Origin of the sequence: Pseudomonas sp. P8_241 (genome assembly GCF_034008315.1) — a bacterium.
Taxonomy (GTDB): Bacteria; Pseudomonadota; Gammaproteobacteria; order Pseudomonadales; family Pseudomonadaceae; genus Aquipseudomonas.
The window spans coordinates 937,101-957,059 of the sequence record NZ_CP125377.1; the positions used below are offsets into that span (position 1 = coordinate 937,101).

General features: G+C 57.6%; 14 protein-coding genes and 1 other RNA gene. 6 read left to right on the forward strand and 9 right to left on the reverse strand.

Annotated elements, in window-relative coordinates; genetic code table 11:
• Positions 1-42: 42 nt before the first annotated feature.
• Genes QMK58_RS04115 through QMK58_RS04130 form a run of 4 tightly spaced genes read left to right on the forward strand, consistent with a single transcriptional unit; the run spans position 43 to position 6,642 of the window.
• A complete protein-coding gene (locus QMK58_RS04115; RefSeq protein WP_217663981.1) occupies positions 43-1,527 on the forward strand; it encodes a type I restriction-modification system subunit M in 1,485 nt (494 codons plus the stop codon).
• The gene (locus tag QMK58_RS04120) at positions 1,524-2,678 is read left to right on the forward strand and encodes a restriction endonuclease subunit S (RefSeq protein WP_320395906.1); all 1,155 of its coding nucleotides are present in this window, start codon (positions 1,524-1,526) and stop codon (positions 2,676-2,678) included. The genes QMK58_RS04115 and QMK58_RS04120 overlap by 4 nt, the downstream gene beginning before the upstream one ends.
• A gap of 51 nt (positions 2,679-2,729) precedes the next feature.
• Positions 2,730-3,164 carry a nuclease-related domain-containing protein gene (locus tag QMK58_RS04125; RefSeq protein ID WP_320395907.1) on the forward strand — a complete coding sequence of 145 codons (435 nt, stop codon included), beginning with the start codon at positions 2,730-2,732 and terminating at the stop codon, positions 3,162-3,164.
• A 1-nt stretch (position 3,165) separates the two neighbouring features.
• Positions 3,166-6,642 (forward strand): DEAD/DEAH box helicase family protein, encoded by a 3,477-nt coding sequence (locus QMK58_RS04130; RefSeq protein WP_320395908.1) that lies wholly within the window; start codon positions 3,166-3,168, stop codon positions 6,640-6,642.
• 156 nt (positions 6,643-6,798) lie between these two features.
• Here QMK58_RS04130 and QMK58_RS04135 read toward each other — a convergent pair whose 3' ends face one another.
• From QMK58_RS04135 to QMK58_RS04170, 8 genes are all read right to left on the reverse strand, one after another.
• Positions 6,799-8,055 carry an integrase domain-containing protein gene (locus QMK58_RS04135; RefSeq protein ID WP_320395909.1) on the reverse strand — a complete coding sequence of 419 codons (1,257 nt, stop codon included), beginning with the start codon at positions 8,053-8,055 and terminating at the stop codon, positions 6,799-6,801.
• 188 nt (positions 8,056-8,243) lie between these two features.
• Positions 8,244-8,637, reverse strand: a transfer-messenger RNA (tmRNA) gene (gene ssrA / locus QMK58_RS04140).
• Positions 8,638-8,734: 97 nt separating this feature from the next.
• Positions 8,735-9,007, reverse strand: a complete 273-nt coding sequence (locus QMK58_RS04145; protein WP_053154905.1) for a hypothetical protein — start codon at positions 9,005-9,007, stop codon at positions 8,735-8,737.
• 200 nt (positions 9,008-9,207) lie between these two features.
• Positions 9,208-12,018, reverse strand: coding sequence for an FAD-binding and (Fe-S)-binding domain-containing protein (locus tag QMK58_RS04150; protein WP_320395910.1), 2,811 nt, complete (start codon positions 12,016-12,018; stop codon positions 9,208-9,210).
• The gene (locus QMK58_RS04155; RefSeq protein WP_053154326.1) at positions 12,015-12,686 is read right to left on the reverse strand and encodes a LutC/YkgG family protein; all 672 of its coding nucleotides are present in this window, start codon (positions 12,684-12,686) and stop codon (positions 12,015-12,017) included. Before QMK58_RS04155 ends, QMK58_RS04150 begins: the two co-directional genes overlap by 4 nt.
• Positions 12,686-14,140, reverse strand: a complete 1,455-nt coding sequence (locus tag QMK58_RS04160) for a LutB/LldF family L-lactate oxidation iron-sulfur protein (protein ID WP_053154329.1) — start codon at positions 14,138-14,140, stop codon at positions 12,686-12,688. Before QMK58_RS04160 ends, QMK58_RS04155 begins: the two co-directional genes overlap by 1 nt.
• Complete coding sequence (locus QMK58_RS04165) at positions 14,137-14,961, reverse strand: (Fe-S)-binding protein (protein WP_320395911.1); 825 nt, start codon at positions 14,959-14,961, stop codon at positions 14,137-14,139. The genes QMK58_RS04160 and QMK58_RS04165 overlap by 4 nt, the downstream gene beginning before the upstream one ends.
• A gap of 150 nt (positions 14,962-15,111) precedes the next feature.
• Complete coding sequence (locus QMK58_RS04170) at positions 15,112-16,806, reverse strand: lactate permease LctP family transporter (protein WP_053154335.1); 1,695 nt, start codon at positions 16,804-16,806, stop codon at positions 15,112-15,114.
• A 263-nt stretch (positions 16,807-17,069) separates the two neighbouring features.
• Here QMK58_RS04170 and QMK58_RS04175 point away from each other — a divergent pair, with 263 nt between their 5' ends.
• Complete coding sequence (locus QMK58_RS04175; protein ID WP_320395912.1) at positions 17,070-17,837, forward strand: GntR family transcriptional regulator; 768 nt, start codon at positions 17,070-17,072, stop codon at positions 17,835-17,837.
• 116 nt (positions 17,838-17,953) lie between these two features.
• On the opposite strand, the gene smpB is transcribed toward QMK58_RS04175, so the two are convergent.
• Positions 17,954-18,436 carry an SsrA-binding protein SmpB gene (gene smpB, locus QMK58_RS04180; RefSeq protein ID WP_007973144.1) on the reverse strand — a complete coding sequence of 161 codons (483 nt, stop codon included), beginning with the start codon at positions 18,434-18,436 and terminating at the stop codon, positions 17,954-17,956.
• A 118-nt stretch (positions 18,437-18,554) separates the two neighbouring features.
• Between smpB and QMK58_RS04185 the strand changes: the two genes are divergently transcribed.
• Positions 18,555-19,958, forward strand: a complete 1,404-nt coding sequence (locus QMK58_RS04185) for a sodium-dependent transporter (protein ID WP_053154342.1) — start codon at positions 18,555-18,557, stop codon at positions 19,956-19,958.
• Position 19,959: the final 1 nt, after the last annotated feature.

A 19,959-nucleotide genomic window follows, 5' to 3' on the forward strand; every position in this document is an offset into this window, starting at 1 on the left:
CTGGGCAGTAAACCTATTATTCAATTCAGGCAGTCATAAGCAGTGATCACAGGCGCTATCAAATCCCAAGTTGACCAGATCTGGAATGCGTTCTGGAGCGGCGGTATTTCCAACCCTATGGAAGTCATCGAGCAGATGACCTACCTGCTGTTTATCAAACGCCTCGACGAGTTGCAGACGGTTAAAGAGCGCAAGGCTGCGCGCACCGGGCAACCGATTGATAATCCGATTTTCAGTCCCTACCAGGCGCATTTGCGTTGGGCTGCGTTCAAGGCGCTGGGTGATCCCGCCAGTTTGTACGCGCTGATTGCCGACAAGGTATTCCCTTTTATCAAGTCGCTGGGCGGTGAGGATGGCGAGTCCACCTATGCCGGGCATATGAAGGATGCGCGTTTCACCATTCCCAACCCGGCGCTGCTGGTCAAGGTGGTGGACATGCTCGATGCCATCCCCATGGAAGATCGCGACACCAAGGGCGACCTCTACGAATATATGCTCGGTAAAATCGCCAGTGCTGGGAAGAACGGTCAGTTCCGCACGCCCCGGCACATCATCAAAATGATGGTCGAGATGATGGCGCCAAAACCGTCGGACACCATCTGTGATCCGGCCTGCGGCACCGCCGGCTTTCTTGTCTCCGCTGCCGAGTACCTCAATATCCACTACAGCCACGAGCTGTACCAAGACGAAGCCAGCGCCAAACGCTTTAACCATGACACCTTCCACGGTTTCGACTTCGACAGCACCATGCTTCGCATCGGTTCCATGAACATGCTGTTGCACGGCGTGGAAAACCCGGCGATTGAAAATCGTGACTCGCTCAGCGAAGGCCACGCCGGTGTTGAAGGGCAGTTCAGCCTAATTCTGGCTAACCCGCCGTTTGCCGGCAGCCTGGATTACGAGAGCTGCGCCAAGGATCTGCAGCAGATCGTTAAAACCAAAAAGACCGAGCTGTTGTTTCTCGCGCTGTTCCTGCGCCTGATGAAAGCCGGAGGCCGCGCAGCGGTGATCGTCCCGGACGGCGTGTTGTTCGGCTCCAGCAAGGCGCACAAAACCCTGCGCCAGATGCTGGTGGAAGAGCACAAGCTGGACGGTATTGTCTCCATGCCCTCCGGCGTGTTCCGCCCCTATGCCGCAGTGTCCACGGCGATTCTGCTATTTACTAAAACCAACTCCGGCGGCACCGATAACGTCTGGTTCTACAACATGCAGGCCGACGGCTACTCGCTGGACGATAAACGCAGCGAGCTGGATACGAGTAAACACGACAGCAACAACATACCCGACATCATCGCCCGCTGGCATAACCGTGCCGACGAAACCGGCCACGCGCGTACCGAGCAGAGCTTTCTGGTACCCAAGGCGGAAATCGTCGGCAACGACTACGACCTGTCAATCAACCGCTACAAGGAGGTAGTGTACGAACAGGTGCAGCACGAAGCGCCGCATAAAATTCTGGCCGAGTTGAAGGCGCTGGAGGCGGAGATTATGCGGGGGATGGATGAATTGGAGGGGATGTTGCTGTGACCTCAACCTATTTCACCCGGCTGGGCGATTTCGCCAAAGAAATAAGTCGCAGGGCTCCTTCAGAGGCGAACCTTCCCGTTTACTCAGTCACTAAGCATCAAGGGTTTGTTCCAAGTCTGGAGTACTTCAAGAAGCAGGTTTTCAGTCGAGACACCAAAGGGTACAAGATGGTTGCTGCGGGTGAGCTGGCCTATGCAACCATCCATCTGGACGAAGGTTCTATCGGGGTTTGCCCTGAACTCTCACTAATAAGTCCGATGTATACGGTCTTTAGCGTCGATGAAACCAAAGCAGACGCTACTTACCTTGAGCGCTTTCTGAAGTCACCAAAGGCTCTCTCAGCTTACCCAACACTTTCTAAAGGTTCAGTACACCGGCGCGCTGCAATTTCATTTGGCAGGCTTGCCGAGCTACCTGTCCCGCTCCCCCCACTTCCCGAACAACGTCGCATCGCGGCGATTCTGGACAAAGCTGACGCGTTGCGCGCCAAGCGTCGCGAAACCATTACCAAGCTCGATCAACTGCTGCAATCCGTATTTTTAGAAATGTTCGGCGACTCGGTGACAAATCCGAAGGGCTGGCCAATAGTCGCTTTATCCACGTATGGCACCGTTGCTACTGGGAATACCCCTCCTCGGTCTTTGCCTGAGAATTACGGTCCCGGCATCGAGTGGATCAAATCCGACAATCTTAATACGCGGCATGATTACGTCACCCAAGCAGATGAGCAGCTCAGTCATGCAGGGGAGAGGACTGCAAGAGTCGTCTCGTCCGGCAGCATACTCGTGACCTGCATTGCTGGAAGCTTAAGCTGTATTGGTAACCTTGCCATTGCTGATCGCCGCGTTGCCTTCAATCAACAAATTAACGCAATCACACCGCATAGTACGCCGTCGGAGTTTCTTTACTTCTTGCTGAAAACTTCTAAACCATTGATACAAGGCGCATCTACTAATGGGATGAAAGGTATGGTGAACAAATCGAAGTTCAGCGGGATTCAGCTGCCCGCACCACCAATCGAGCTGCAAAAAGAGTTTTCTCGCATTTTTCTTGAAATGCACACGCATCGTTTATTGGCGGATGCGGCATTAGCAAAACAGGAAGCTTTGTTCGCAGGTCTGCAGCAACACGTATTCGAAGGAAAACTATAACCCCGTCGTCAACAGGTGTTTCCCAGCACGCCAAGGAACAGGCAACCCCATATGGCTCAATTTTTCCCCGCCCGCACCACCTGCCGCTTCGAAACGCCCGGCGAACGCCGCTTGGCGGAGCGCTTGGAAAAGAAGCTCGAAGACGACTACCTGTGCTGGTTCAATGTCCCGGTGGGGCCAAAAGCTTTGCAGCCGGATTTTGTGCTGCTGTATCCGTTACGCGGGCTGCTGGTGCTGGAGGTCAAGGACTGGAAGCTCGACACCATCCAGAGTATGGATCGCGACCAGGCGAAAATTTATGCCGACGGGCTACTGAAAACTCTGAAGAACCCCATGCTGCAGGCGCGGGCGTATGCCATGGAAGTGGTGATGATGTTGCAGAGGGATCCAGCGCTAAAACAGCCCGCCGGTTCGCCGCATGCGGATTCAATAGGCAGCGTGCGCCAGCACCTGGACGAGATGGACTCACAGAAGGCAGCCGGTTGATATGAGCAACTTTGAATTTCTCATCCCCGAATTTAAAGCGCTGTTTGATCCGGCCAAGGGTGCGGAACAACTGGTGTATTCCGACCCTCGTGCCTGTTGCATGCGTACCCGGCATGCTCTGGAGCAGACGGTGCATTGGCTGTACGAGCATGACCGCGACCTGCGCATGCCTTACGACAACGGCCTTAATTTGCTGTTGACTCAGGTTGAGTTTGTGCGCCTGTTGCCGCCGCAAATCCATCAGAAGGCGCGCTTGATTCAGAAGTTCGGCAATCAGGCGGTGCACTCCAATCAACCGATTGGCTACAGCGATGCGATGAAGTTGGTGCGCGAGCTGTTTCATGTGCTGTTCTGGCTGGCGCGCACCTATACCCGCGCCAGCGAACCAAAAAGCATCGACGCCGCGTTTGACGAAAAACGCGTGCCGCAGTTGGTCAGCGTTAGCGAGGCGGCAGCCTTTACTCGTGCTGAGCTGAAAAAGCAGGAAGCCAAATTCCAGCAACAGATTGCAGCCCAGCACGGCACCCTCGAAGCCCGAGAGGCGGCGATTGCCGAGCAAGCCGCAAGCCTAAGTGAACGCGAGTCGTTGCTGGCGCGACTGGATGCCGAGCTGGTTGCCACCCGTGCAGCGCTGGCCCAGGCCAAGGCGACCAATATCGCAGTGCCGGATAACCATGATTACGACGAGGCCGACACCCGCCGTTTGTTTATCGATGTGCTGCTGCGGGAGGCTGGTTGGGAATTGGGCAAAAACGCTGACGCCGAAGTGCCAGTCAGCGGCATGCCCAATGGGCAAGGCGAGGGTTTTGTCGATTACGTGCTGTGGGGGGCCAACGGCAAACCGTTGGCGGTGGTGGAGGCCAAGCGCAGCCTGAAAGACCCGGACATGGGGCAGCAGCAAGCCAAGTTGTACGCCGATTGCCTGGAAGCCGAGAAGGGCCAGCGCCCGCTGATTTTCTACAGCAACGGTAACCACACCTGGCTGTGGGACGACCGCCGTGCGCCGCCACGCGAAGTGCAGGGTTTTTACACCCGCGATGAGCTGGAGTTGGCGATTCAGCGGCGTAGCCTGCAAACCGACTTGCGCGAACTGCCGATCAATAGCGAGATTGTTGAGCGGGCGTATCAACACCGGGCGATTCGAGCGATGACCGAATCACTGAGTCAGGGCCGCCGCGCTGGTTTGCTAACCATGGCCACCGGCACTGGCAAGACGCGGATGTCGATTGCCCTGATCGAGCTGTTGATGCGCGGCAACTGGGTCAAACGCGTGCTGTTTCTGGCTGACCGGGTAGCCCTGGTAAAACAAGCCGCAAATGCCTTCAAGGAGTTTCTGCCGGACTCCAGTCCAGTCAATCTTGTTACCGACAAAAATGGCCAAGGCCGGGTGTATCTGTGCACCTATCCGACCATGATGGGGTTGATCGACCAGATGGAGGGCGACCGTCGCAAGTACGGCGTTGGCCATTTCGACCTGATCGTGATCGACGAGGCGCACCGCAGTGTTTACCAGAAGTACGGCGCGATTTTCCGTTACTTCGACAGTTATCTAGTGGGCCTGACCGCTACCCCGCGTGACGAAGTGGATCGCGATACCTATCACCTGTTCGGTCTGGAAACCGGTGTACCGACCGATGCCTACGGCCTGAGTGAAGCGGTGGATGATGGTTATCTGGTGCCGCCCAAGGCTTATTCGGTGCCGATCAAGTTTGTTCGCGAAGGCATCCGTTACGACCAGCTCAGCGATGATGAGAAAGAGCACTGGGAGTCGCTGGATTGGGGCGATTACAGTGCCGAAGGTGATGCACCTACCGAGGTGCTAGCGTCTGAGGTCAACAAGCAGCTATTCAACGAGCCAACCGTTGACCTGATGCTAAAGCACTTGATGCAAAATGGCCTGACAGTGGAGGGTGGCGACAAGCTCGGCAAGACCATTATTTTTGCAGTGAACCAAAAGCACGCCGATTTTATCGCCCGGCGCTTCAATCATCATTACCCGCACTTTAAGGGTGAGTTTGCCCGGGTTATCACCCATGCGGTGAGTTATGCGCAGACCCTGATCGATGACTTCAGCAGCAAGCTGAACAAGCAGCCGCAGATCGCCATTTCCGTGGATATGCTCGATACCGGCATCGACGTGCCACAGGTGTTGAATTTAGTGTTCTTCAAGGCCGTCCGCTCAAAGGTGAAGTTCTTGCAGATGATTGGCCGCGGCACGCGCCTATGCTCGGACCTGTTTGCGCCGGGTGTGCATAAGCGCGAGTTCGCTATCTTCGATTTCTGCGCCAACTTCGAATACTTCAACGAAAACCCCAAAGGCGCTTTGGGCGGTACGGCCGAACCGCTAGGCAAGCGGTTGTTCAAAGCGAGGCTGGATCTGCTGTCGTTGTTAGCGCCGAAGGACGTTCGCGAACCTGTAGATCTGGCAGAAACCAGAGGCCGGTACGATGCCTTTGTCGAGCTGCGCACGGAGTTGACCGACGAGCTGCACGACGAAGTCGCGGCGATGAATAAGGACAACTTCATCGTGCGTACCGAACTTGAGCACGTAATCCGCTTTGCCGAGCGTGAAGTTTGGAATGCGCTGGATGATGCAGCGCTGGGTGATCTGCGCAGTCACGTCGCCGGCTTGCCGAGTGAGCGCGCTCCTGAGCACATCACCGCCAAGTTGTTCGATCTCCTGTGCATGAATTTGCAGCTGGCGTTACTTCGCTCGACCAGCGACTTCGTGGCGTATCGTGACAAGGTGGTCGAGCTGGCCAGCCAGTTAGAAGTGATGGACAGCATTCCGGCAGTGCATGCTGAACTTGCGTTGCTTCAGGACGTGCAAACCGACGAGTACTGGCAGGACATCCGCTTGCCAATGCTTGAGCAACTGCGGCGCAAGATGCGTGAGCTGATCAAGTTTATCGAACGCCGCCCGAGCAACCCCGTTTATAGCGTGCTGAGCGACGAGATTGGCGAAGCGACTGTAGTAAACCTGAAAGATTTCAATACCGGCATCAACCTGGAGCAGTACAAGAAAAAGGTCGAAGCCTATATCCGTGGCAATGAGAACCATGTGGCCATCGCCAAGCTCAAGTTTAACCGGCCGCTGACGCCGAGCGATCTGAGCGAGCTGGAGCATTTTGTCTACGAGTCGGAACCGGTTCAGAGTCGCGAGCAGTTCGAACAGTGCTACGGCACTGACCAACCGCTGACACTGTTGATCCGATCATTGGTAGGCTTGGATCGCAATGCCGCAAAAGAGGCTTTCGGTCAATTCCTCGACGAGAACCGCTACAGCAGTCAGCAGATTCGTTTTGTTGAAATGATCATCGAGCGTCTAACCCGGCAGGGCGTGATGGAAGCGGGTCAACTATATGAACCGCCTTTTACCGCGCTGCACCACGAGGGATTAGACGGTGCGTTTGGCGACGCGGATGCCAACGCGATCATTTCGGTGATCGCCTCAATCAAGCGCAGTGCGGCAGCCTGATGGCGACTGACTCAATCATGGGCGCTGCCCGGTTTGCGCTGGCGTCGGGGGTTGTAGCGTTGTTGGCTAAGCGCTTGGCGACACTCGCCACTTCTGTCGCCATGCTGCACCCCCGGATTACGCGAATTGTCGCCACTGTCGCCAACCTATGAGCGCTTAGCGTATCGGTACGACGTTGCGGTCCCTGGTTTGATTGATCGCAGATGCCGACAAGCTACCGGTGGCCGCCTTCTGGATATGTTCACTCCACCAGGCCATCATCGGACGCCGGCGCTCGATGTAATCTGCCCGGTTGTAGGCGCTCCGAACTTCGTCTTTGTCGACATGCGCCAGCGCGACTTCGATCAGCTCAGGATCCCACCCATGCTCGTTCAGGATGGTGCTGGCCATGGAGCGCATGCCGTGGCTTACCAAACGGTCCTGGAAGCCCATCCGTTTCAGCGCCATGTTGGCAGTCTGGCTATTGGCGTGGGTACGCGGGTTTCTATCTGCCGGGAACACGTATTCCCTGTGGCCGCTGTGGTGCTTGAGCGTCTCCAGTAATGCGAGTGCCTGTTCGGTCAGCGGGATTGTGTGTGGACGACGCTTTTTCATGCGCTCCGGTGGGATGGTCCAAATGCGTTTGTCGAAGTCGATGTCTGCCCATCGAGTGGTGGCAGCCTCGGCAGGACGTGTCATGGTGTGCAGTTGCCATTCGATCAGGCAGCGTGTCGTCCGCTTGATGCTGGCGTTCGCGATTTCCATCATGAGCTCTGACAGTTCACTAGGTCGTAGCGCAGCCATGTTCTGTTTTTTGGGTTTCTTGAACACGGCCCGGATACCACTGAGGGGGTTCGCAAAGATCAGCCCGGAGTTCACCCCGTAGGTCATGATCTCGTTGAGCCGTTGGCTCAGTCGCTTCACCGTCTCAAGGCTGCCTTTGGCCTCGATTGGGCGAAGCAGTTCGATGACCATCGGTGCGGTAATTTTCGAGAGCGGCGTTGTTTTCAGGTCTGGAAATACATGCAGCGTGAGCGATCGCCAAATGTCTTCGGCGTACGCCGGTGTGACGGAGTCCTTCTTCAGCTCGAACCAGGCGGTGGCCACGTTCTCGAACGTGTGTTCCGTCTCCGCTCGTTTGGCTTCGTCCTGTGCATTGCGTTGCACCTTGGGATCAATGCCTTGTGCAAGCAGCTCGCGCGCTTCCACCACTTTTTTCCTGGCGTTCGCTAGTGAGAGCTCTGGGTATGTGCCCAGCCCCATATTGATACGATTTTTGGTTACCGGCTCGCGGTAGTTGAAGTTCCACAGCATCGAGCCGTTGCTCCTGACTCGGAGCTGGAGGCCGTCACCATCGCTGAGGACGTAATCTTTGTCTTTTGCCTTGACTGCCTTGAGCTGGCGGTCGGAGAGGCGGAGGGCTAGAGCAGGCATGAGAGCTTACCTCTGACACCGTTTTGGTATTCCAAAAAATAGCACCGGATGGCTTGGAATACCATTTGGAATACCCAAACGGCTGGAACTCAGAAAACCTCTACGGAGCCCAATGGTGCTTAAACCCTTGATTTTGCTGGATTTCAGGCACAAAAAAAGACGTCCGTGGACGTCTTTAGATGATGAAGTGGTGGAGCCGGGGGGATTTGAACCCCCGTCCGCCAGTACTCCGCTGTCGGTACTACATGCGTAGCCGTGTCTATTAAGTTAACCCTCAGCGACCCGACGGGCAGGGTGCATTGGGCGAGTTGTGTAAGTTTTAGCCGCTTCGTCCACAACGTACTGCACGGCGATTCTGTTCTATATGACAATCACTTTGGGTTTACAGACATCCCCTGGTGATTGCTGGACCCGAAGGTACCAGAAGGGAAGGGCTAAGGCTGCTTACGCAGCGAGAGCGTATTCCCCGTAGGTTTCGTCATTGGCAACTATAAGAAGTTGCAACAGTGGATTTACGAGTTCTGTTACCAACTCGGCATGCACCTAAAGTTTCGCAACCGGCGTCGAATCCTAAACGGCCCCGAGCCTGGTGCTCTGTGAATCAAAGTGAGCAACAGGCCTGCGCAGTGTACGCCAACGGGACCCAGAAGGCCAACCCGAAGGTTGACCTTGAGCCAGGTTACTTACCGCCTTTTTTCGCGTTCGTGATGTCCTGGATGGTTTGAGTGGTCTCGGCGATGCAATCATCAGTACCTTCTTTGGTGCCCTTTGCCTGGTCGGCTCTGGCTTTCTCAAGGGAAGCGTCTACCTGCTTGGCTACATCCGGAGGAATCTGTGCCTTGCCGTTTTCAATGGTTTTGATGTTGACCGCGCAAAGGTCTTCTGCGGCGAACGAAGGGGAAGCCATGATGGAAGCAGTAACGAACAGACCTAACAGAACAGAACGATTCATGTATTTCTCCTTGAGCTGAAAGACCAGGCGTCGCTGGCCGTCAGGACGGGCTGCCGGGTTTTGGAGGTCCCACGTTTGCAGGACTTGATCAGTGGACTGCGGCGGCACGTCAGGGTTCTGTTTGTCTGCTGTAAAACTGTCGATTCCGGCAAGACGCATTAAGGGAGGTGCCTTAATGCGTCTTCCTTGAGATCCTGCTATCAGGGCACCCTAGCCTGGGTAACGCGGTCCACCAGATAGACTAGTCCGTGGTAGTCAATGCCGCCATGTTGGGTCAGACCGATCTCACAGGTGCGGCTGGTAGAGATCCCCTCGCTGCATTGTTGTACCGCATCCTTGAGCGTGCGCAGCGAGTGGGCGTTCAACTCCGGCGTGGTGAAACCCTTGTCGCCGGCAAAGCCGCAGCAGTGGATGCCTTCGGGAATGACCACGTTTTTACTGCACTTGCGCGCCAGATCGATCAGCGCCTGGCTTTCGCCGAGGTGCTGTGTACTGCACGTCACGTGCACGGCGATCGGGGCGTCCTGCGGTGTGAACGTCAGGCGATCCATCAGGTGAGTACGGATGAAGCGCACCGGGTCGTACAGGTCCAGGCGGGCTTCACCCAGGTCCTGGACCAGGCGTAAGGTGCAGGGGCTGGTGTCGCAGTAGATCGGGTCGAGCCCGCCACGGCTGGCGTGAAGCAGGGCGCCGATCAATTCCTGTCGTTTGTGCTCGGCTTGTTCGGCATAGCCTTTGGAGGCAAATGGCTGGCCGCAGCAAAGGCTGTCCAGGTTGTCCGGGAACACCACTTGGTAACCGGCCTTTTCCAGCAGGCCACGGGTTTTGTCGTGCAGCGACATTTGCTCTGTGTCTCCCGCCGCCGGGCCCATGGCGCGGGATACGCAGGCGGCCAGATAGACCACGCGGGGGCGTGCGTCGGTCACTGGCGGACTGAAGCGAATGGCTTTTTCCGGTTGCGGCATCGCGTTGGTCCACTGCGGGACCTGGCCTTTTGAAAGGCGCGTCAACGTTGCCGACAACTTCGTCAGTCTGGGTGCGCCCAGCAACATCCGCGCACCGTTGGCCACGTGCAGGGTGAAACGTGCACCTTGCAGTGCCGCGGCGAAATTGCCTTCCAGCCAATTGGCGGTTTTCGTATGCGTTGCTTTGCGGCTGCGGAGCTTTTTCACCAGCTCGCCGGTATTGATCCCTACGGGGCAACGTTGTGCGCAGAGGCCGGTCGCGGCGCAGGTGTCGATGCCCTGGTATTCGTAGGCCGCTTCAAGTTCGCGGGTATCGACCCCAGCGTGTTTCTTCGCCTGGATGTCACGCCAGATCACGATGCGCTGGCGTGGGCTCAGGGTCAGGCCCTTCGACGGGCATACCGGTTCGCAGAAACCGCATTCGATGCATTTATCCACAATCTCGTCGGCGGCCGGCAGGGGCTTTAGGTGCTTGAGATGGATCTGCGGGTCTTCACTGAGCACCACATCAGGATTGAGAATACCGTTGGGGTCGAGCAGGCGTTTGAGCTGCCACATCAGTTGGTAGGCGTCGCTGCCCCATTCCAGCTCAACGAAGGGCGCCATGTTTCGCCCGGTGCCGTGTTCGGCCTTCAGCGAACCGCCGAACTCCACTGCCACCAGTTGCGCCACGTCGTCCATGAACGCCTGATAGCGTGCGACTTCTTGCGGGTTGTTGAAGCCTTGGGTAAAGACAAAGTGCAGATTGCCTTCCAAAGCGTGTCCGAAAAGGATCGCTTCGTCGTAGTGATGTTTGTCGAACAACTCGATCAGTCGATTCACACCAATGGCCAGTTGCTCGACTGGAAAGGTTACGTCTTCAATGATCACCGTGGTGCCGGTTTTTCGCACTGCACCAACGGCGGGGAAGGTGTCCTTTCGGATCGCCCAGAGACGGGCGTTTTCCTGCGGATCCTCTGTGAAGTCGACTTGCTTCTCCACGGTGAACGACGCCAGTGATGCCATGATCTGCGCCAGCTGTTCGTGTAGCAATGTGGACGTCGCGGCGCGGGATTCGATCAGCAACGCGCAGGCATTTTCCGATAGATGCTGTACGAAAGCAGGCATGCCGGGTTTGTGCTGCACCGAGCGCAAGCTGCGGCGGTCCAGCAGCTCAACGGCCGACACCGGCTGGCCCTTCAACACAGTGACCGCGTTGCAACAGGATTCCACGTCCGGGAATACGATCAGCGCCGAGGCTTTGTTCGGGTGGTCGATCACGGTGTCGTAGGTCACCGCGCTGATGAAGCCGAGCGTACCTTCGGAACCGACCAGCAGATGGCTCAAGATATCCACAGGCTCGTGGAAATCCACCAAGGCATTGAGCGACAGTCCGGTGGTATTTTTCAGGCGGTATTTGTGGCGAATTTTTGCAGCCAGTTCGGCGTTTGCGCGGGTCTCGCGCCCCAAAGTTGCCAGACGCTCCAGCAACGTGGCATGGCTTTGGCGAAACGCTGCAACACTATCGGCGTCCTCTGTATCGAGACGGCTGCCGTCAGCCAGGACCAAGCGAATTCCGGCCAGGGTGTGATAGGTGTTTTGCGCTGTGCCGCAGCACATGCCGCTGGCATTGTTGGCAACGATTCCGCCGATTTTGCAGGCGTTGATCGATGCCGGATCCGGGCCTATCTTGCGCCCGAAGGGTGCCAGCCACGCATTGGCTTGCGCGCCGATCACGCCCGGTTGCAGACGGATTTGCGTGCCATGGCCGCGGATCTCGCGACCGTTCCAGTTATCCCCCAGCACGATCAGCACCGAGTCGCTGATGGCCTGGCCGGACAGGCTGGTGCCGGCCGCGCGAAAGGTCACCGGAACCTGATCGCGCTGGGCGAGTTTCAGCAGGGCTGCCACTTCATTTTCAGATTCGACGCGAATGACCAGCTTTGGAATCAGCCGGTAGAAACTCGCGTCGGTGCCGAAGGCCAGTGTCGACAACGGATCGTCAAAACGTCGCGCCTGGGGGATCAGCTGCTGCACATCTCGAAGGAAAGCGGCCGGTAGATTCATTGGTCCTCCAGGATCAACACCACCAGGTCTTTGGGGCCGTGGGCACCATAAGCGAGAACCTGCTCGATATCGGCGGTCTTCGACGGGCCGGACACCAGCAACGCGTTGGTCGGCATGCCCTGGGCCCATTCGAATTCTTGCTGCACCTGATAGAAATTGTCGCGGATTTCACTGGCCTTGAGCAGGGCGAAATGCACCGGTGGCACCAGACTCATCAAGCGGGGTTCTTCCCGGGTCGGCCAGAGAATCAGGCTGCCCGTGGCAGCGATGGCACCGAGCGTGCCGGTCAGGCTCGCCGGAGTGTCGCCGAACAACTCGGCTTTCCATTCTTCAACCGGACGGTCGTAGGCTTTTAACATTGGCAGGCCGGGATTATTCGCCCAGTGCTGCGTGATCCGTTGACCGTGGTGCGTTGTCGGTGCGATCAGCAGGCTTGGCAACTGGCGGTCCCGCAGCAATTGCGCGAGCAACGCTGGCCAGCCTTCGCCCGACGTCAGATGGATTTCCGTGTGCACGGCTTCCATCAACTTGCGCAACTGCGGGATACGTTGTTCTGGCGTGTAGGTGTAAGGCTGGGTCACCAGTTCGACATCGAAGTTGTCCGCCACCGGTGTGGTGCCTGTCAGACTTTTGCGCAATTTGGTGAGGATATTTTGCTTGGCGCTCATCAACGGTCTCCCTGTTCGGCCAAATGTTCGCGGGCCATGTCATGCAGTGAGCGGGCAGCGGGTTTCGGTGCACTGTGGTTTTGCGTCCACGGGCCGACATTGCTTGGCGTGAGCGCACGCAGGCGCGTGGCGAAGAATCCGAACAGGCGATAGAGCATCGGCGAGCTGTTGAGTTTCGCCCAGGCATTCCAGATGAAGCGCTCCTTGCGCGAGTACTTGCTGCCTTGGCCTCGCATCACTTGATGGGGGCTGTCCGGGGCTTTGACGTTTTCTTCGCGCAGGCGCCGCAACAGAGCAGGGATCGGGATTTTCACCGGGCAAACTTCACCGCAGGCACCGCACAGCGACGATGCACTTGGATGATCAGGCACTTTCGCCAGGCCGACCATGTGCGGGGTGATGATTTTTCCGATAGGCCCAGGGTAAACCTCCCCATAGGCGTGACCGCCGATTCGGGTGTACACCGGGCAATGATTCATACAGGCGCCGCAGCGAATGCAGTTCAGGGTCTGGCGCAGTTCGCTGTCGGCAAAGGCCTGGCTGCGGCCGTTATCGAGCAGTACGAGGTGCACTTCCTGCGGGCCGTCGAGTTCATGCTCCTTGCGTGGGCCGGAGATCATGTTGACGTAGGTGGTGATTGGAATGCCCAGGGCGGAGCGGGTCAGCAATGACAGCAATGGCACCACGTCGCGCAGGTTTTCCACGACTTTTTCGATGCCCGTAACGGCGATGTGCACCGGCGGTACGGTGGTGGTCATGCGACCGTTGCCTTCGTTTTCCACCAGCAGCAGGGTGCCCGTTTCGGCCACGGCGAAGTTGACACCGGAGACGCCGATGTCTGCTTCAAAGAATTTCTGCCGCAGGACTCTGCGGCCGATCTGAATGAGTTGGTCTACGTCCTTGGTGTATTCCACGCCAAGTTTGTCGTGGAACAAGGACGCGACCTGACCGGCGTTCTTGTGGATTGCCGGCATGATTATGTGTGAAGGCTTTTCGTGGTCGAGCTGGACGATGTACTCGCCCATGTCCGATTCCAGGCATTCAATGCCCTGTTCAGCGAGGACATGGTTCATCTCCATTTCTTCGCTGACCATCGATTTACCCTTGATCACTTGCCGCCCCTCGTGAGCGCGGATGATCGAGAGGACGATGCCATTGGCTTCGTCCACCGTTTCCGCCCAGTGCACTGTCACACCGTTGCGGGTCAGGTTCTGTTCCAGTTGTTCGAGCAGCTCGGGCAACTTCGATAACGCACGGGCGCGGACAGCATTGCCCAGTGCGCGTAAGTGTTCTCTTTCATGGGCATCGCTGAAAGCGGCTGCCCGTTTGCTCATCAGTGAATCCATGGCCTTGCGAAAGTTGCCTCGCAATTGCGCATCACCCAGCGCGTTGTGGGCGCGGGTGCGGAAGTCTTCTTCTACGGCGACCGTAGGAATAATCTCGGAAGTGCTCATTGGGCACCTCCGGTTCGCTGCCAGAGGAAACTGGCCAGGTGCTGACCGCGCAACGCTTCATTTTGCTTTTCCAGCGAGCCGTTGATGTTCATCAGGCAGCCACAGTCGGCACTCAGTACCTTGTGCGCGCCCGATTCCTTCAACGACCTTGTCTTGTCAGCCACCATCGCGCCGGAAATGTCTGGCATACGGACGCTGAAAGTCCCACCGAAGCCACAGCATTCACTTTCGTGACTGTGGTCGACGCGTTCCACGTTGCTCAACTGCGACAACAACTCGCGACCGTGCAGGTGGGTGTTCATTTCGCGGCGTGCCGAGCACGACGTGTGCAGCGCCACTTTTACCGGTTCGCCTCCGTCCTTGAGCTGCACCTTGCAGACGAACAGCAGGAACTCGGCCAATTCGAAGGTTCTGGCCGCGAGGGACTGAACCTGTTTCAACGTGTCCGGCTCGTCCTTGAACAAGTCGGCGTAATGCTCGCGGAGCATGCCAGCGCAAGAACCTGACGGCACCACCACCGGATAGTCCCCGGCAAACAGCGCCAATTGCGAGCGCGCCACGGTCCTTGCCTGCTCGGTGTAACCCGAGGTGTAAGCCGGTTGGCCGCAGCAGCTTTGCCCTTGCGGGTACTCGACACGAATGCCTTCGCGCTCCAGCAAGTGGATCGCGTCCATCCCGGCTTGCGGGTAGAACAGATCGACCACGCAGGTCCCGAAGAGGTAGACCCGGGACGGTTTTTCGCTGGGGTATTGCCGAGGCTCGGGCAGTGGCGGGGCGACACGGGTCGCATTCGGCACGGCGTTGTAAAAAAGCTCGCTCATCAGGCGGTCTCCGGGTGGTCCCGGTTATTCGTCTGTCGAGGCTGCTGAATATAAAGCCGGAAGCTTTCAGCAGCCTTACAGACCGGGGTGTGAATAGCTGACGCCGGGGTCGTGGCCCGGCGTCGGTTTTTTCTGTGTTTCTTGTAGTCCTTAGTGCACCAGCATGCCGGTGAACCAATAGGCCTGGGCCAGCGTGATCAGGCCGACGATCGTTGCAAAGAATAGGCTGTGCTTGAGGGTGAAGCGGAACAGGTCCGATTCTTTGCCCACAAGGCCAGTCGCGGCGCAGGCGACGGCGATCGACTGTGGCGAAATCATCTTGCCGGTCACGCCGCCACTGGTGTTGGCCGCTACCAGCAAGGTGTCGTTGACGCCGATCTGGTGTGCAGTGGTCGCTTGCAGGGAGCTGAACAGCGCGTTGGACGAGGTGTCGGAACCGGTGAGGAACACACCCAGCCAGCCAAGGAATGGCGAGAAGAACGGGAACGCCGCCCCCGTGCCTGCCAGTACCAGCGCCATGGTCGAGGACATGCCCGAGTAGTTGGTAACGAAGGCGAAGGCCAGCACCATGCCGATGGAAAGGATCGGCCAACGCAGTTCGTAGAAGGTCTCTTTCAAAGTGGTCAGACCAGTTTTTACATTGATCTTCAGTACCAGCATCGAGATCAGCGCCGAGAAGAAAATCGCCGTGCCGGTCGCGGAAATCGGGTCAAGCTTGAACACAGCGGGAATGGCAGTCGGTGCAGCTACGATCGGCGCCACCTTGATCACCATCTGATCCAGGTGCGGGATGGCGAAGTTGAACACCCAGCTGTACATCGAACCGCCGGCGGCAAACATGGCCTTGAACGGTTTCAGGGTCCAGATGGTGACCAGCACGGTGAGAATCAGGAACGGCGACCAGGCCTTGAAAATTTCCCCGAGGCTGTAAGGCGAAGCCACGGTGGTGCGCTTCTGACCGAAACCGCCGACGCTGGCGGTTACCACAGAGGCGGAGACGGCACCGGCGATGTGCTGGCCGGCGGCGCGCTTCGGTTGCCAGACTTTCAGGAACAGGGTCAGGGATATCAGGCTGGCCAGGGCCGAGGTGATGTCCGGCAGTTCCGGGCCGATGAAGTTCGAGGTGAAGTATTGAGTGACGGCAAAGCTCAAGCCCGCGACCAGAGCCGCCGGCCAGGTTTCACGCACTCCGCGCAGGCCATCCATCATGAACACCAGCCAGAACGGTACGAACAATGACAGCAGCGGAAGTTGGCGGCCAGTCATGGCGCCAATCTTGAACGCGTCGATGCCAGTGACTTGTCCGGCAACAATGATCGGAATGCCCAAGGCGCCGAAGGCTACTGGCGCGGTGTTCGCAATCAGGCACAGACCGGCAGCGTACAGTGGATTGAAGCCCAGCCCGACAAGCAAAGCGGCGGTAATCGCTACCGGTGCGCCGAAGCCGGCCGCACCTTCAAGGAAGGCACCAAAGCAGAAGCCGATCAACAGCACTTGCAGGCGCTGGTCGTCGGTGATCGACAGTACCGAGCTGCGGATGACCTCGAATTGACCGCTCTTGACCGTCAATTTGTAGAGGAACACTGCTGCCACGATGATCCACGCAATCGGCCACAGGCCATAGGCGAAGCCATATCCGGCAGCGGCGAACGCCATGTCGACCGGCATCTGGAAGGCAAAGATCGCCACCAGGATCGACAGGGCCAGCGTGATACTGCCGGCCACGTGACCTTTCAGGCGGAACACCGCCAAAGCCAGAAAGAAAAATACGATGGGGATAACAGCCGCGAGTGCGGACAAGCCAAGGCTGCCGAGCGGGCTATAGAGCTGTTGCCAGGTTTGCATATGGGGTGGCCCCTAATTGTTGTTGGTCAGGCGCTGATCAGCGTTCTTGGATAATTGGTAATACCAATTTACAATCGCTGTTCGCTAGGGTAAAAGCCTAGTAGGCGGTGTGTCAATTTGCCGCCCTAAAACTTTTGTCGAATGCGAGTGACTGCCGGGCCTTTCATCGTGTTCGATCAAATGGTGCCTGGCAGGTGCTGACGCACCGCCGATAGGCCAAAATAGAGCGCCGGCGAGCCGTCGGATCGTGGAGAAGTCGAGTTATGGGGTTTGATCAGATTCGTCAGCGCCGTTTGTCTGACGATATTGTCGAGCGGCTTGAGGGCATGATCCTCGAGGGCACGCTGAAGGCGGGTGAGCGTTTGCCGGCGGAGCGTGCTCTGGCCGAGCAATTCGGGGTGTCGCGCCCTTCGCTGCGTGAAGCCATTCAAAAGCTGACGGCCAAAGGCTTGCTGATCAGTCGCCAGGGCGGCGGTAATTACGTGGTGGAATCGTTGGGCACGACCTTCAGTGATCCGCTGCTGCATCTGCTGGAAAGCAATCCGGAAGCTCAGCGCGATTTGCTGGAGTTTCGCCACACGCTGGAAGCGTCATGCGCCTATTACGCAGCGTTGCGTGCCACGGATGTCGATCGCGAGCGGCTGACTGCAGCGTTCAACGAATTGCAGGACTGCTATTCGCGCCACGATGAGGTGAATCGGGCGGAAGAGGGTGCAGCGGACGCGAAATTCCATCTGGCAATCGCCGAGGCCAGCCACAATGCGGTGCTCCTGCACACGATTCGCGGGCTGTTCGACCTGCTCAAACGCAACGTGGTCACCAACATCGGCGGCATGTACAAGCAGCGCACCGAAACCCGCGACATGCTGATCGCGCAGCATCGGGAGTTGTATCAGGCGATTATCGAAGGGCGGGCGGAGCAGGCGCGGGAAGTTTCCAGTCGGCATATTTTGTATGTGCAGGAGGTGCTGGAAGAAGTGCGTCAGGAAGTGCAGCGCGTGGCCCGGGCGGAGCGGCGCAAGGGGATGTGACCGTTTAACGCAAAAGATCGCAGCCTTCGGCAGCTCCTACATTGGGATGCGTTCCCTGTAGGAGCTGCCGAAGGCTGCGATCTTTTTATTCGCGCCACAAATCGCAGGCAGAAGAATCAGTCTTCCTTGCCCTTGTTGCGAACCGCGCGTTGCAGCTCGCGACCGGCATCACGTTCGCGCTCGGTATCGCGCTTGTCGTATTCCTTCTTGCCCTTGCCCAAAGCAATCTCACACTTGACCATGTGCTTGCTCCAGTACCAGGACAGGCATACGCAGGCGTAACCCTTTTGCTGTACAGCAGCGGACAGCTTGTCCAGCTCCCGTCGGTTGAGCAGCAACTTGCGGCTACGCACCGGATCAGCGATGACGTGGGTGCTGGCCGTCGTCAGAGGCGTGATGTGACTGCCGAGCAGCCAGGCTTCGCCATCCTTGAGCAGTACATAACTGTCAACCAGCTGTAGCTTGCTTGCCCGCAGACTTTTTACTTCCCAGCCGGCCAGGACCAGACCAGCCTCGAACTTATGCTCGATGAAGTAATCGTGTCGCGCCTTTTTATTTTGCGCGATGGTCCCTGTTGGGTGTTTCTTCTGTTTAGCCATAGGGGCGGCATTATAGGGAGTTGCACGCCAGTCGGCTACGGTATCGCTACGTGCTTGAGCAGGTTGATTGAATCCCGGACAATGCGGCCTCTTTTTTGAACGCTTGGGCGTGATAACGATGTCGACAGACAAGGTTTCTGTCCACGGCAGTTGGGCTAGCCGCTGGGTCTTCATACTCGCCGCGACCGGTTCGGCCGTGGGGCTGGGTAGTATCTGGAAATTCCCCTACATGGTCGGTGTCTATGGCGGCGGCGCTTTTGTGCTGATGTTCCTGGTCTGCATTGCGTTGATCGGCGTGCCGGTCATGCTGGCAGAAACCCTGATCGGCCGGCGTGCCCGGCAGAGCCCGGCCAACGCCTTGAAGATCCTGGCGACCGAGGCTGGGCATTGCGCGAAGTGGTCGTGGGGGGCTTTTGCCGGGATGATCACGGCGTTGCTGATCCTGTCTTTTTATAGTGTGGTTGGCGGCTGGTCGCTGGACTACATCATCGACATGGGGCGGGGCGACTTTCAGGGTGCGACGCCTGATCAGGTGGGAGCCTATTTCGGTAATGTCATCGCCGATCCGTGGCGCCTGACACTTTGGCATACGATTTTCATGCTGCTTTCGGCCGTGGTGATTGCCAAGGGTGTGGTCGCCGGACTTGAACGAAGCTTGCGCATCATGATGCCGCTATTGTTCGTGATGATTCTTGTCTTGCTGGGCTACAGCATGACTACCGGACACTTCATGGCGGGCGTGCACTTCATGTTCGACTTCCATCCGGAAAAGGTCATGGACGGCTTGCTGCCCGCGATGGGGCACGCCTTCTTCTCCCTGAGCGTGGGTGTTGGCTCGATCATGATCTATGGCGCTTACATGCCGAAGAACTCTTCAATTTCCGGTACTGTCGTCGGTGTGGCGTTACTCGATACCTTTGTTTCTTTGGTCGCTGGCCTGGCATTGTTTCCGATTGTGTTCGCTGCCGGCCTGAACCCGAGTGAAGGGCCGGGCCTGATGTTTGTCAGCCTGCCTTTTGCCTTCGGCAACGTCGCGTTCGGCCAGTTGATGGGCGTGGTGTTCTTCGTACTGGTGGCGGTGGCGGCCTGGAGTTCGGCGATTTCCCTGCTCGAACCCATGGTGGCTTACCTGGTTGAGCGCACGAAAGTCAGTCGTGCCTGGGTGACGTTCTGGCTGGCGTTCAGTTGCTGGTTTGTGGGTTTGGGCACGGTGTTCTCCTTCAATATCTGGAAGGAAGCCAAGTTTTTCGTGAACGAAGGCGGGATGTTTCATCTCTACCAATGGGGAGCGGCCGGTGGTCTGGATTTCTTTGGTGTGATCGATTTCTTCACTTCGCGACTCATGTTGCCACTCGGTGGCCTGTGTTTCGTGGTGTTTGCGGGCTGGATCATGGGGCGTGAAGCGGTGCGCGATGAGCTGTCGATTCGCAACCCTGCACTGTTTGCCCTGTCCTTGTTCTTGATGCGCTATGTGGCGCCCATCGGCATTCTCGTAGTGTTTGCCGCCCAGCTGTGGAAATGAC